Raw genomic sequence first — 14663 nt, 5'->3', positions numbered from 1 at the left:
AGATGCTGACCAGAATTTTAAAATTTCATTTTAATAAATCGAATATATTGCTTTATAGGACTAAAACAAAATTTATTTTTTTCAATATCTTTTGATTTTAAAGGTTTAAAACTTAAAAAAACGAAAAAGTACAAGTGCTTCTTTTAACTTTTTAGTTATTTTTGTCAAATGAATATATTAGGAAAACTTATAATAATAGGCGGTGCAGTAGATAAAGGGAGTTTTACCGAAACCGATTTTGATAAAATTGCTAAAAACAATTTAAACTTTTTTGAGACGGGTATTTTAAAGCGAATACTAAACGAATCCAAGCATAAAGAGCAATCAAGAATTGAAGTAGTCACCACTGCTTCGATCATCCCAAAAGAAATAGGTCCAGAATATGTAAAGGCATTTGAATATTTGAATGCAAAGAATGTTGGCATCCTTACAATCGAAAGACGTGAGCAAGCCGCTGACGAAGAAGTTTTGACTCGATTAAAAGCAGCTGATATTGTAATGTTTACAGGTGGAGATCAATTGCGATTGACTTCTATCCTTGGAGGAACAGCTTTTCATGATATTTTACTGGATAAGTATCACAATGAGGAATTTATTTATGCTGGTACATCAGCAGGAGCGGCTGCAGCCTCTAATACAATGATTTATCAAGGCAGTAGCTCCGAGGCTTTATTGAAAGGTGAAGTAAAAATTTCAAGTGGTTTAGGGTTGATTGATGGTGTAATTATCGACACTCATTTTGTACAACGAGGCAGAATTGGAAGGCTTTTTCAAGCTGTCGTGGGTAATCCAAGAGTTTTAGGAATAGGTCTTGGAGAGGATACAGGTTTATTAATTACCCACAATACTCAAATGGAAGCCATCGGATCTGGATTAGTTATTTTAGTAGATGGTCGTGAAATAAAAGATACGAATTTAACTAAAGTCGAATTAGGGCAGCCCATCTCGATTTCTCATTTAGTAACGCACGTAATGAGTAAATTTGATACCTACAATCTCGAAACGCATAAAATGCACATTCAATCTTCGCACTACGTATAAAACATAGTATCTTTTTCATTGCACATTTAAACGTATAAACGGAACTCTAAACAGTATGAAAGTAATCCTACATGGAGGTTTTTTTTCGGAATCTTCGACTAATATTGAAACTAAGATAGCCAAACAAAATGCCTTAGAACGTATTGTGAAATTGTCCTATACTTTTCTAGAAACCCATTCAGCAGTAGAAACTGTTGTTTATGCAGTTACGCTTTTGGAAGATGATGAATTGTTTAATGCAGGTATGGGTTCCCAAATTCAAAGTGATGGAAAAATTAGGATGAGTGCTGCAATCATGGATGGAGCAACTCAGAAAATGAGTGGCGTTATCAATATTGAAGAGGTAAAAAACCCCGTGCAAGTGGCTCAAATATTAATGCAATATGATGATAGGATTTTAGGAGGTAGTGGAGCCACACATTTTGCAAGAAAGAATGGTTTTGAACCTTTTTCTACTGAGATTCCGCAGCGTAGGGCCGAATATGAGGCGAAATTGAAAACATTTGGGACGGGAACAGTAGGTTGTGTTGTTTTAGACTCGAAAGGAAAAATTGCTGTTGCAACTTCAACAGGAGGAAAGGGTTTTGAAATTCCGGGACGCATCTCAGATTCAGCTACTGTAGCCGGAAATTATGCTAATGAATTTTGTGGTGTAAGCTTGACTGGAGTAGGCGAAGATATTGTGAGTAATGCTACTGCGACAAAAATAGTGACCCGAGTTACAGACGGATTCACTTTACAAGAAGCTTTTATGAAAACTTTTGACGAGTTAAAACCGTTTGATGGTTTTGCGGGAGCCATAGCAATTGATAGTAAAGGAAATGTGTTTCATCGAGATTCCCATCCCAGTATGGTTTTTGCTAGTTTTGATGGTGAAAAGCTAGAAGTTTTTGACTAATCTAAAGAGAATTACTTTTTATTTCTACAATTATTTTAGGGAGAATTCAAACCAAATAGGAATGTGATCGGATAGAATTCGCGCTTCTTTTAGGGTTGCAAAAGCACTATGAAAAGGGATAATTCCTGATTTTAAGAAATTAATTTCTGAAGTTTTATAATATACATTGTCAAATTCAGACGCAAGACATTTACCTTCTTTGCATTCTTTTTTCAAGGAAGTTTTCTGATTGACCAAAATCGATTTATATCCCATTTTTTTCAATGGATTAAAAACACTGTGTGATTGTGGGCAGTTGAAATCGCCAGCAAATAACAGGTTTAAATTAGGATATTCATAAGGTAAAAACTTAAAGTATTTTATTTCAGTTTCAGGTTGTCGTTTTTTTGTGATGGCATGAAAATTAACGACAGTAAATTGTTTGTTTTCATATTGAAATGTACAAAAATAGGGTTCTCTGTCTATCTCGAAATGGTATTTTTTTTCCAGCCAAGCGTTGCCAATCTTTTTTAATTTGCTGGTTTTCCAAATAAACGCATATCGTTCTGTTTTGTATGCACTGCTGCTAGTAGGATCACTTACTGTATAATTCCATTTTGACCCTTTACGATTGAGTTCATCCGCTAATCGGGCCACAGCTTGTGCGCCACCATATCCCGCCACGACTTCCTGAATGACGATGATATCAAAATCACGTACAATGTTGGCAATGAGTATAATTTCTTGATTTGATTTTGATTGACCTAAATTTTCAATATTCCAAGAAAGGAGCTTAATTTGGGAGAACCCAAAGGAGTAAAAGAGTAAAAAGGATAGAAGAAATTTCAATTGTTGGGAGAAGATATTTTTAGGTTTTTGGTTAAGAGTGATTGCTATGGTAGAATTAACTACTATAAGTGACTTGAGCGAAACTGTGTTAGTAGGCTTGACAAATTATTGGTTCTTATCGATTGTCTATTGATTAGCAAAAATAGTGAAATATCTCCAAAACAATCAAGAACCTTTTTTAAGTTATACCTAATTACTATATAATTGCACGAATCAGAATAAAGACTAAATGTGTTGCTTTATTTTCGAGTCAAAATTTTATAAACTAAATAAATTAGGAATAAAGATCCCAGTATAATGATTGCCATGTGAAAAGAGAACAATACATTAGATTTTAAAACGAGAAACGACTACATAGATTTATTGTTGCGAAAAACGGACTTTAAAAAACATAATTTTTTTATTTTTAAGGAAAGAAATACAAAGATTGCACTAAAAAACAGTTGTATCAGTTCATCTTAAATTGTTAATTTTCCTTTTCGATTTCGTGAAAAATGTTTTGCTGGTTGTTGTTTCCTAGTATTGATTGAGGTGCTTTCTATTGGTTCAACATATTTTTTTAATCGATTCGGACTGCTATTAATGAGCAGTTCATTTTTATTAGGCTGATATTTATTTAATACATCCTTCTGTTTTATGGATTGCATTTTTGAAGTATATGCAAATAATGATATAAATAACAATAGACCAACAAGAGTAATTTTTTTCATTTTATTGTTGTGCGAATAGATGAGTTATTACCAGTATTCTTCGTTTTCTGAAGTACTAACTTCATAATTGGTACAGTAGCTATTCATAACCTAAATTGATTTTCGGTACCAAAAAGTTCACTGATTAAGGGCATACCAATCGGTAAAACCCTAAACCCTAAAATAAAAATAGCTTGTGACAATCTCCTTTTTTGAAATCATAGGATGTAGTACCGTATTGATTTTTTTTATTTGAAATATATACGGTTATATTTTTACCCAGTTGCTTGCTATCCAATCGTGTAGTTGAACTTGGTAGACTTCATTTTCTAAAGCTGGATGTTGTAAAAAACTTTCAACTTTTTGAAAACTTGCTCTGGTTTGAGGAACTTTATATTTTTTTAAAAACTGATTGCAGAAATCGATTACTTCGAACTCCTCTGTTTTGTCTATGTAAGTCCTTTCAGAAGAATCATTAGCATTAAAATATTCTGCAGTATTTGTTGTTTGAGAATAGCCATTAAATGCTAAGTCTTCTCTTGTAAAATTTGCCATTTTAAGTTGATTTGGAGTTTCAATTGTCAAACTTAATTGCTTTACAAATCATTATTTTACGGGAAACCGTAAAAGACAAAATTATTTTTAAAAACCAGCAAGATTAAATTCTTTAAAAGGTAATTTTTTTGGATTTAATACTACTGCATTTGTTGAGCAGTATCTCGTTTATTTGAAGGGTTAAAAAGCTCAAATTAGACCTAAATCTTTTGTGATAGCGATAAGATGAACATTATTATTGGCTTTAAAATATATTTTTAATCTGTTGATTCGTTTCTCCAGACTGCTACTTCCATTTGGAACAATTCCCGTACTTTTGAAATTAGTTGAAATTTCATCAAGAGTCAAACCATTTGATAATGATTTTAATAACGTAATATCATAGGATTCAATTTCGAAAAGGGAGTTGTCTCTCAAAGCATGAGCAATTGCTACAGTTGGCTTGACATCTTTATGATTATAAATTCGCTGAATTGCGTTTTGCAACTCAGGAATACTATCTCTACCTTTTGATATGTAAGCATTGATTTTCAACGTATTAAAAAGAGATTTGATTCTAAAGGATTTATCTTCTATAGAGAATACGATAGTTTTGATATCAGGTTGTATTTTTTTTACGGCTTCAATCAATTCTTCTCCTGAGACTAGCTTATTTTCTCTATGATCAGCTTTGAATGATAAATCACTAATTAATAAATCATAAGGCGCATTGTCATGAATTGCTTTTTTTATTTTTACTAAAGCATCATCACAGTATTTAGCATGATAAATATCGGAGATTGAAATTGCTTGTAACGCTTGAACTACAGCGATACTGATGCTGTCTAAATCCTCGGCTATTAATACTTTTTGGAACATATAATCAAGTGTTATATTGGAATTGTAAAGCGCACTTTAAATCCTTTGTTTGGACTAGTGTCAAAACTAATGTTTCCTTTTACAGCTAGAATACGGTTTTCCACATTTTGAAGTCCATTTTTAGATTTTATTTGGTTTTCAGTTGCTCCGATACCGTTATCCATATAGTCTATTTGTAGTTTTTTTTCCTTTAGATCAAAAGTTAGTAGTGCTAAACTGCATTGACTATATTTTTTCATGTTCACAAGCAATTCTTGGATAACGCGATAGAGTATAATTTTTACATTACTATCGAGTGTCGACCAATTGATTGCTTCCAATCCATTTGCAATTACATTCACCTCATGTGTATTAAAATCAGTCATCATTTCTTTAAAGTCAGACAAGAACGCTGAACCAGTTTCGACGGAGATGTTTTCTTTTGAAATGTTTCTTGTCCTGCTGTAAATAGTATCTAGGTTAGAGAGTAGTATTTCCTTATTTCGAGTGGTCGATAAATCCTGAGTTTCCGCAAAAGCCATGGTTTGGTATACATCATTGGCTAACTCATCATGTAGTTTTTTCGAAATCCGAATCTCCGTGGCATATGTTGCTTTTAATTTTTCTCGTTTATTTTTGGCTAAAAGCAAATACGTAATTACAATACCTATTGCCGTGATGGTTCCCACGATAAGGTAGAGAAAGATATTTTTCTTTTTTTGAGTAGCTTCTTGCTCTATTTTCTGTACCTTGAGTTGCAAGTTTTCTTCTCTTTCCTTTTTCGAATCATATCTAATTTTAGCATACTGATTTTTGGCTCTTTGCCTAACCTTGGTGATGCTATCATTAATGTGAAGGTATTGCAGCGCATATTTTTTAGCGTTTGCACCCGAATTGAGTTCTATTAATAATTGTAGGAAGACCAAACGTTCTTCGGGAATCCTAAGAGTGGTAGCAGCATTATAACCCAATACTGCATAGTTATTTGCTATGCCAAGATCCTTTGTTTTATAGTACCCTGATAGAGACTTATAGGTGTAAATCTTACTGATATTATTAGTTTTTAATGCTATACGCAACGATTTTAAATAGTATTCTAATGCTTTAGGTTTACCTAATTCTAAATAACAAAATCCCAAGTTTGTTAATATTAGCGTACAGACTTCTACATTATTTGTACTTTCTTTTTGGGTGAGTAAGTATTCAAATATGTAAGCAGCCTTTTTGAACTGTTTCATTTCTAGATATGCCCATCCAATATTATGTAATATTTTTACTTTTTCATCGGAAGTTGTTTTTTTTAGTCTTAAGGCTTTATTGTAATAGCTGAGAGCATTTTTATAATCTACAGTAGCAGTTGAGATATTTCCTAAAAGCAGATTTAGTTCAAAATTATAGGGATGATCTTTCTTTTTTTCGAGTAGCGGTATAATTACTGTTGCTGTAGTTTCAGCACCTGTGTAATCGGATTGTATATAATGGATATCTGCTAATTTTATTAAGGATAAAATAATTCGTGAAGTATCTTTTTTTGTTTCAGCTGCAAATTTTGCTTTGGAATAATAGTAGTACGAACTATCGTAATTTAGTTTTTGTAAATAGATATCTGCTGCATCTATATACTTATCGGTTTCAATTCGATCTGCTTTCGATCTTTTCCAATGATTCTTTACTATTTGATTTGGTTGTTGTTCTTTTTTACAAGAATTCAAGAGCAACAATAGCGTTAGTAGTGTAATAGAAAGATAAAGTTTGGTACGAGTCATTTGTCGGAAAAGCAAGAATTTAGTAGTACATAAAGGTTACCTCTCCAGAAAATATAGTAGGATAGAACCTTGCTGTGTCAGACAAATATAACGGAATTATTAATATTAATTCAGGGGATGGAGTGGTTTTAAAAACAAAAAAGCAAATTTATGTTGGGATGACAATTTGCACTTTAAATCCTTTATTTGGACTAATGTCAAAATTAATGTTTCCTTTTACAGCCAGAATACGGTTTTCCACATTTTGAAGTCCATTTTTAGATTTTATTTGGTTTTCGGTTGCTCCGATGCCGTTATCCATATAGTTTATTTGTAGTTTTTTTTCCTTTAGATTAAAAGTTAGTAGTACTAAACTGCATTGACTATATTTTTTCATGTTCACAAGCAGTTCTTGGATAACGCGATAGAGTATGATTTTTATATTACTATCGAGTGTCGACCAATTGATTGCATCCAATCCATTTGCAATTACATTCACCTCATGTGTATTAAAATCAGTCATCATTTCTTTAAAGTCAGACAAGAACGCTGGACCAGTTTCGACGGTGATGTTTTCTTTTGAAATATTTCTAGTCCTGCTGTAAATAGTATCAAGGTTAGAGAGTAGTATTTCTTTATTTCGTGTTGTCGATAAATCCTGAGTTTCTGCAAAAGCCATAGTTTGGTAGACATCGTTGGCTAACTCATCATGCAGTTTTTTCGAAATCCGAATCTCCGTGGCATACGTTGCCTTTACTTTTTCGCGTTTATTTTTGGCCAAAAGCAAATACGTAATTACAATACCTATTACTGTAATGGTTCCCACAATGAGGTATAGAAAGATATTTTTCTTTTTTTGAGTAGCTTCTTGCTCTATTTTCTGTACTTTGAGTTGCAAGTTTTCCTCCCTTTCTTTTTTTGAATCGTATCTAATTTTAGCATACTGATTTTTGGCTTTTTGCCTAACCTTGGTGATGCTATCATTAAGATGAAGGTATTGCAGCGCATAATTTTTAGCGGTTGCACCAGTATTTAGTTCTATTAATAATTGCAGACATTCCAAACGAACTTCTGGAATCCTAAGCGAAGTAGCAACTTTATAACTTAGTACAGCGTAGTTTTTGGCTAGGGTAAAATCCTTTGTTTTGTAGTACCTTGATAGAGTTTTATAGGTGTAAATCTTACTGCGATTATTGGTCTTTAATGCTATACGCAACGATTTTAAATAGTATTCTAGCACTTTAGGTTTTCCTAATTTTAAATAACAATTTCCCAAGTTTGTTAATGTTAACGTGTAGGGTTCTATATTATTCGAACTTTCTTTTTTGGTGAGTAAGTATTCAAATATGTAAGCGGCCTTTTTGAACTGTTTCATTTCTAGATATACCCAACCAATGTTGTGTAGTATGTCTATTTTTTCATCAGCAGTTGTTTTTTTTAGTTTTAAGGCTTTATTATAATAACGGAGTGAATTTTTGTAATCTAAAGTAGCAGTTGAGGTATTTCCTAAAAGTAGGTTTATATTATAATTGTAAGCATGGTCTTTGTTTTTTTCAAGTAATGGTAAGATTTCAGTTGCTGTGGTCTCAGCGCCAGTGTAATCGGATTGTAGATAATGAATTTTTGCTAAATTTAATAACGATAGAATAATACGAGAAGTATCTCTTTTTACCTCGGCTGAGAGTTTAGCTTTTGCATTACAGTAATAAGCACTATCATAATTTAGTTTTTGGAAATAGACATCTCCTGCATCTATATACTTATCGGTTTCAATTCGATCTGCTTTCGATCTTTTCCAAGGATTCTTAACTATTCGTTGTTGCGGTTGTTCTTTTTGACAAGAATTCAAGAGTAACAATAACGTTAGTAGTGTAAATGAAAGATAAAGTTTGGTACGAGTCATTTGTCGGAAAAGCAAGAATTTAGTAGTACATAAAGGTTACCTCTCCAGAAAATATAGTAGGATAGAACCTTGCTGTGTCAGACAAATATAACGGAATTATTCTTATTAATTCAGGGGATGGAGTGGTTTTAAATACAAAAAAGCAAATTTATGTAGGGATGACAATTTGCACTTTAAATCCTTTATTTGGACTAGTGTCAAAACTAATGTTTCCTTTTACAGCCAGAATACGGTTTTCCACATTTTGAAGTCCATTTTTAGATTTTAGTTGGTTTTCAGTTGCCCCAATGCCGTTATCCATATAGTCTATTTGTAGTTTTTTTTCCTTTAGATTAAAAGTTAGTAGTACTAAACTGCATTGACTATATTTTTTCATGTTCACGAGCAATTCTTGGATAACGCGATAGAGTATGATTTTTATATTACTATCGAGTGTCGACCAATTGATTGCATCCAATCCATTTGCAATTACATTCACCTCATGTGTATTAAAATCAGTCATCATTTCTTTAAAGTCAGATAAGAACGCTGGACCAGTTTCGACGGTGATGTTTTCTTTTGAAATATTTCTTGTCCTGCTGTAAATAGTATCCAGGTTAGAGAGTAGTATTTCCTTATTTCGTGTGGTCGATAAATCCTGAGTTTCCGCAAAAGCCATGGTTTGGTAAACATCATTGGCTAACTCATCATGCAGTTTTTTGGAAATCCGAATTTCAGTGGCATACGTTGCTTTTACTTTTTCACGTTTATTTTTGGCTAAAAGCAAATACGTAATTACAATACCTATTGCCGTGATGGTTCCCACGATGAGGTAGAAAAAGATATTTTTCTTTTTTTGTGTAGCTTCCTGCTCTATTTTTTGTACTTTAAGTTGCAGGTTTTCCTCCCTTTCTTTTTTCGAATCGTATCTAATTTTAGCATATTGATTTTTGGCTCTTTGCCTAACCTTGGTGATGCTATCATTAAGATGAAGGTATTGCAGCGCATAGTTTTTAGCAGTTGCACCAGAATTGAGTTCTATTAATAATTGCAAGCAAGTTAAACGATCATCTGGAATCCTAAGAGTGGTGGCAGCATTATAACCCAATACTGCATAGTTATTTGCTATGGAAAAATCCTTTTTTTTGTAGTATATGGATAGTTTTCCATAAGTATTAACTTTGCTAATATTATTAGTTTTTAATGCTATACGCAATGATTCTAAGTAGTATTCTAGCACTTTAGGTTTTCCTAATTCTAAATAGCAAAATCCCAGGTGTGTTAATGTTAGCGTGTATGCTTCTATATTATTCGAACTTTCCTTTTTGGTGAGTAAGTATTCAAATATGTAAGCGGCCTTTTTGAACTGTTTCATTTCTATATATACCCAACCAATGTTGTGTAGTATGTCTATTTTTTCATCAACAGTTGTTTTTCTTAGTTTTAAGGCTTTCTTGTAATAGCGGAGTGCATTGTTATATTCTGAAGTGACAGTTGAGATATTTCCTAAAAGTAGGTTTATATTATAATTGTAAGCATGGTCTTTGTTTTTTTCAAGTAATGATAAGATTTCAGTTGCTGTGGTCTCAGCGCCAGTGTAATCCGATTGTGTATAATGAATTTTTGCTAGATTCAATAACGATAAAATAATGCGAGAAGTATCTCTTTTTACCTCGGCTGAGAGTTTAGCTTTTGCATTACAGTAATAAGCACTATCGTAATTTAGTTTTTGGAAATAGATCTCTCCTGCATCTATATACTTATCGGTTTCAATTCGATCTGCTTTCGATCTTTTCCAAGGATTCTTAACTATTTGTTGTGGTTGTTGTTCTTTTTTACAAGAATTCAAGAGTAAAAATAACATTAGTAGTGTAAATGAAAGATAAAGTTTGGTACGAGTCATTTTTATAAATACTGTTTTTATTTTAATGGGAAGCTATGTCAATAACAAGTTAGTAATTATTAATTCTTATTTGCAAATGAAATAGGTACTTTGTTTATTTTGAATTCATTACTAATTAGTTAGAATGTAGTTTTAGAACTGCTCTAAGTTTGTTAAGCTTTAGCTATGCCAAGAGGTTATGGAGTATGCAGGTGCCAAATCATTCTTCTGATAGGTAAATAGATGTGCTGCACTTTTGTTCGGATGTTTTAAATAATATATTAGGACTAGCAGGAGGCAATTAAAACAAAAACCCCATCACGACTAATCGGATGGGGCTCTATATCAGTAAGTAATCTAAATTGAGTTTATAAAACGTTTATTTTACTTTATTAAGTATTGCTTTGAAAGCATCTGGATGATTCATTGCTAAATCGGCAAGAACTTTACGGTTCAATTCGATATTGTTAGCTTTCAATTTCCCGATGAATTGAGAATAAGACATTCCTTCCAATCTAGCTCCAGCGTTGATACGTTGAATCCATAAAGCACGGAAATTTCTTTTATTCACTTTTCTATCACGGTAAGCGTAGCACATTGCTTTCTCTACCGCATTCTTAGCAACTGTCCAAACGTTTTTACGTCTACCAAAGAAACCTTTGGCTTGCTTCATTATTTTTTTTCTTCTTGCTCTTTTAGCAACTGAATTTACCGATCTTGGCATAATTTTTACTTTTTTTTGTAGCAGGCGGCCTGAATTTAATCAAAAGCACTTAATGGCCCTACTCCAAGGTTATTTGAAATTGTTTTAACCTAAAGAATTGTATTTTTCCTTTCCTTCTCCCTCTCCTTTGGGGAGGGCTGGGGTGGGGATTAAATAATTCTTAATTGTTGTTTGATGCTTTTCATATCTGTTTTGTGAACTAGCGCTGAGTGTGTCAAAGCTAATTTACGTTTTTTAGACTTTTTAGTCAAAATGTGACTTTTAAAAGCATGCTTTCTTTTAATCTTTCCAGAACCAGTAACTTTAAAACGTTTCTTGGCGCTAGATTTGGTTTTCATTTTAGGCATTTTTTCCTAGTGTTTTAATTTATTCATACTTACTGTCTTTGCGAGGAACGAAGCTATCTGCTATCGTTCATCAAATTTTTTATGATGCTATTGTACAAAGCAATCTTTCTTACTATACAGTTTCTTTATCGTCAGAAGCAGGTTGAGCTCCTGTATTTTTTACAACTGGTTTTTGTTGATTTTCCTTTGCTTTTGGCTGTGATTGCGTTGATTTACCTTTCTTAGGAGCAATGAACATAATCATTCTCTTTCCTTCAAGAACTGGCATCGCTTCCACTTTACCAAATTCCTCAAGATCTGTTGCTAATCTCAACAATAAGATTTGACCTTGATCTTTATAGATAATCGAACGTCCTTTAAAGAAAACAAATGCTTTCAATTTTGCACCTTCTTTCAAGAACTTTTCAGCATTCTTTCTCTTAAATTCGTAATCATGCTCATCTGTTTGAGGTCCAAAACGAATTTCCTTAACGACTACTTGCGTAGATTTCGCTTTAAGGATTTTATCACGTTTCTTTTGCTCGTAAACAAATTTCTTATAATCCATGATTTTACAAACCGGTGGATCAGCATTTGGTGAAATCTCCACTAGATCCAATTCAAATTGGTCTGCTAGTCTTAGAGCCTCCGAAAGTTTAAAAACTCCAGGTTCAATATTTTCACCTACAAGTCTTACTTCTTGTATACCACGAATAAGATTATTTATTCTGTGTGCATCTTTTTTTTCTACGCGAGGTTGGTAACCTCTGTTGCTTCTTATTGCTATGACTTTATAATTTAAGTTAAACTGTAAATACTTTTAATGTTTTGTTGATCTCTTCGTTTACAATAGTTACAAATTCTTCTATTGTTACGGTGATATTTCCTTTTCCTTCTTGTCCGTGACGACGTATAGAAATAGTCCCATTTTTCTCTTCTTCCTCGCCTACAATCAGCATAAACGGGGTTTTTTGCATTTCTGCATCTCTAATTTTCTTCCCGATTGTCTCGTTTCTATTGTCTACAAGGGCGCGAATTTCGTGATTTTCTAGGAGATTTAAAACTTTTTTCGCATATATTTCATATTTCTCACTCAAAGACAATATTATAGCCTGTTCAGGCATTAGCCAAAGAGGGAAATTTCCTGCGGTATGTTCTAATAAAATTGCAATAAATCGTTCCATTGAGCCAAAAGGAGCTCTGTGAATCATTACAGGTCTATGTAATTCGTTATCAGATCCTTTATATGTCAAATCAAAACGTTCTGGTAAGTTGTAATCCACCTGAATCGTACCTAATTGCCATTGTCTTCCAAGGGCATCTTTTACCATGAAATCTAACTTTGGACCATAGAAAGCGGCTTCGCCATATTCAACTACAGTATTTAAACCTTTATCTGCAGCAGCATTGATAATAGCATTTTCTGCTTTTTCCCAGTTTTCGTCTGTACCTATATACTTATCTCTGTTTTCTTTGTCTCTCAATGAAATCTGAGCAGTAAAGTTTTCGAATCCTAACGAACCAAATACATAAAGAACCAAGTCAATTACTTTCTTAAACTCTTCATCTAGTTGTTCTGGTGTACAAAAGATATGCGCATCATCTTGAGTAAAACCTCTTACACGTGTTAAACCATGTAGTTCACCACTTTGTTCGTATCGGTAAACAGTACCAAATTCAGCATAACGCTTTGGTAAATCTTTGTATGACCAAGGACGTACATTGTAAATTTCGCAGTGATGCGGGCAGTTCATTGGTTTTAATAAAAATTCTTCTCCTTCAGCTGGTGTGCTTATAGGTTGAAAACTATCAGCGCCATATTTTGCATAATGTCCTGACGTTACATACAATTCTTTTTGACCAATATGCGGGGTCACTACTTGCTCGTAACCGCCTTTTTTCTGTGCTTTTTTCAAGAACTGCTCTAGTCTGTCTCTTAAGGCTGCTCCTTTTGGTAACCATAATGGTAAACCTGCACCTACTTTTTGTGAAAACGCAAACAATTCCAATTCTTTCCCTAGTTTTCTGTGATCACGGCGTTTTGCCTCTTCCAGTAGTCCTAGGTATTCAGTTAAATCTTTTTGTTTAGGGAAGGATGTGCCGTAAACACGAGTCAACTGCTTGTTTTTCTCATCACCGCGCCAGTAGGCTCCTGCAACACTCATAACCTTCATCGCTTTGATGATTCCTGTATTAGGAATATGTCCACCACGACATAAATCAGTAAAGGTATCATGATCGCAAAATGTAATGGTTCCATCCTCAAGATTGGTAATCAGTTCCGTTTTGTATACGTTATCCTTATATAGTTCTAGAGCTTCTGCTTTAGAAACAGGACGCAGTTTGAACTCATGCTTTCCTCTTGATATTTCAAGAACACGATCCTCAATTTTTTTGAAATCAGCATCAGTGATTTTCTGATCTTCAAAATCCACATCATAATAAAACCCATTGGATATTGCTGGTCCTAATGTTAGTTTGATTCCAGGATACATTTCCTCAAGAACCTGCGCCATTACATGTGAAGTCGAATGCCAAAAAGCTTTTTTTCCGCCTTCGTCATTCCAGGTATATAATATAAGACTGCCGTCCGTCGTCAAAGGAGTTGTGGTTTCTACAGTTGTACCATCAAAAGAAGCCGAAATTACATTTCTGGCAAATCCTTCGCTAATGCTCTTGGCAACATCCATAGGAGTAATCCCAGGAGCAAACTCTTTAATTGACCCGTCGGGCAAAGTAATCTTAATCATCGTTTGTTATTTTAAGAATGCAAATATAGACCATTACAAAAATACATACAATATATAAGGAAGGTTTGTTGTTTCAATTAGTACCAAAAACATGATTGGTACTCATTATATATAGGTAAAGGGCAAAAGATTCTTTTAGGAGCTGTTTCCCGCTATTCGTTTCAATCTTTTCTCTCGTTAAAGAAACGAGAGAAAAGTATTTTCACTGCTATCGGGGCTAGGGGAGTAGGTTTATAATTTGCAATTCATTTAAAATAGTAATAAATCCAGTCTTAATTAGGTATTCAATTGGTAGAGAAAGTTGCGATGCGGTTGATTATGTATAAATTCAACCGCTAATTTTGGAGATAACGCAGCTCATTCGTTTTGATAGAGTGTTGTGGTTCAAAAAAAAATACTTACAAAATTCACGTTTACAGTGATTTAAAACATAAGTTAAGAAAAAGGCAAAAAAAAGTAAATAAAAAGCTTGTAGAAGTGAATAAAGGTGGTACTTTTGCACCCGC

At 33.4% G+C, this 14663-nt stretch carries 12 protein-coding genes and 1 pseudogene; 2 read left to right on the top strand and 11 right to left on the bottom strand.

All coding sequences use genetic code 11. From position 1 onward, the window contains the following. Positions 1-168 precede the first annotated feature (168 nt). The gene (locus tag ACNQGB_RS15325) at positions 169-1041 is read left to right on the top strand and encodes a cyanophycinase (protein WP_417945920.1); all 873 of its coding nucleotides are present in this window, start codon (positions 169-171) and stop codon (positions 1039-1041) included. 55 nt (positions 1042-1096) lie between these two features. Further along, positions 1097-1939, top strand: coding sequence for an isoaspartyl peptidase/L-asparaginase (locus ACNQGB_RS15320; protein ID WP_417945918.1), 843 nt, complete (start codon positions 1097-1099; stop codon positions 1937-1939). Positions 1940-1969: 30 nt separating this feature from the next. On the opposite strand, the gene ACNQGB_RS15315 is transcribed toward ACNQGB_RS15320, so the two are convergent. The 11 genes and pseudogenes from ACNQGB_RS15315 to thrS all read right to left on the bottom strand — a co-directional run bounded on the left by ACNQGB_RS15315 (position 1970) and on the right by thrS (position 14157). Beyond that, positions 1970-2767 (bottom strand): endonuclease/exonuclease/phosphatase family protein, encoded by a 798-nt coding sequence (locus ACNQGB_RS15315; protein WP_417945916.1) that lies wholly within the window; start codon positions 2765-2767, stop codon positions 1970-1972. 458 nt (positions 2768-3225) lie between these two features. After that, a complete protein-coding gene (locus ACNQGB_RS15310; RefSeq protein WP_417945914.1) occupies positions 3226-3477 on the bottom strand; it encodes a hypothetical protein in 252 nt (83 codons plus the stop codon). A gap of 246 nt (positions 3478-3723) precedes the next feature. Further along, the gene (locus tag ACNQGB_RS15305) at positions 3724-4011 is read right to left on the bottom strand and encodes a hypothetical protein (protein WP_417945912.1); all 288 of its coding nucleotides are present in this window, start codon (positions 4009-4011) and stop codon (positions 3724-3726) included. Positions 4012-4200: 189 nt separating this feature from the next. Then, positions 4201-4869 carry a DNA-binding transcriptional response regulator gene (locus ACNQGB_RS15300; protein ID WP_417945910.1) on the bottom strand — a complete coding sequence of 223 codons (669 nt, stop codon included), beginning with the start codon at positions 4867-4869 and terminating at the stop codon, positions 4201-4203. 11 nt (positions 4870-4880) lie between these two features. Then, positions 4881-6614, bottom strand: coding sequence for a tetratricopeptide repeat-containing sensor histidine kinase (locus ACNQGB_RS15295; protein WP_417945908.1), 1734 nt, complete (start codon positions 6612-6614; stop codon positions 4881-4883). A gap of 148 nt (positions 6615-6762) precedes the next feature. Continuing rightward, positions 6763-8496 (bottom strand): tetratricopeptide repeat-containing sensor histidine kinase, encoded by a 1734-nt coding sequence (locus tag ACNQGB_RS15290; protein ID WP_417945906.1) that lies wholly within the window; start codon positions 8494-8496, stop codon positions 6763-6765. Positions 8497-8644: 148 nt separating this feature from the next. Then, positions 8645-10378: a tetratricopeptide repeat-containing sensor histidine kinase gene (locus ACNQGB_RS15285; protein ID WP_417945904.1), complete on the bottom strand. Its 1734-nt coding sequence runs from the start codon at positions 10376-10378 to the stop codon at positions 8645-8647. 358 nt (positions 10379-10736) lie between these two features. Next, positions 10737-11081: a 50S ribosomal protein L20 gene (gene rplT / locus ACNQGB_RS15280; protein WP_099716008.1), complete on the bottom strand. Its 345-nt coding sequence runs from the start codon at positions 11079-11081 to the stop codon at positions 10737-10739. Positions 11082-11230: 149 nt separating this feature from the next. Continuing rightward, positions 11231-11428, bottom strand: coding sequence for a 50S ribosomal protein L35 (rpmI, locus tag ACNQGB_RS15275; protein WP_022827375.1), 198 nt, complete (start codon positions 11426-11428; stop codon positions 11231-11233). Between the two features lie 217 nt (positions 11429-11645). Continuing rightward, positions 11646-12194 (bottom strand): annotated as a pseudogene (gene infC / locus ACNQGB_RS15270) (translation initiation factor IF-3); the annotation flags it as partial. 16 nt (positions 12195-12210) lie between these two features. Next, complete coding sequence (thrS, locus tag ACNQGB_RS15265) at positions 12211-14157, bottom strand: threonine--tRNA ligase (protein ID WP_417945902.1); 1947 nt, start codon at positions 14155-14157, stop codon at positions 12211-12213. Positions 14158-14663: the final 506 nt, after the last annotated feature.

This window comes from Flavobacterium frigidum, from assembly GCF_048286795.2.
Note: the sequence above shows the minus strand (reverse complement) of the source record. Positions and strands in the feature narration are given on the sequence as shown.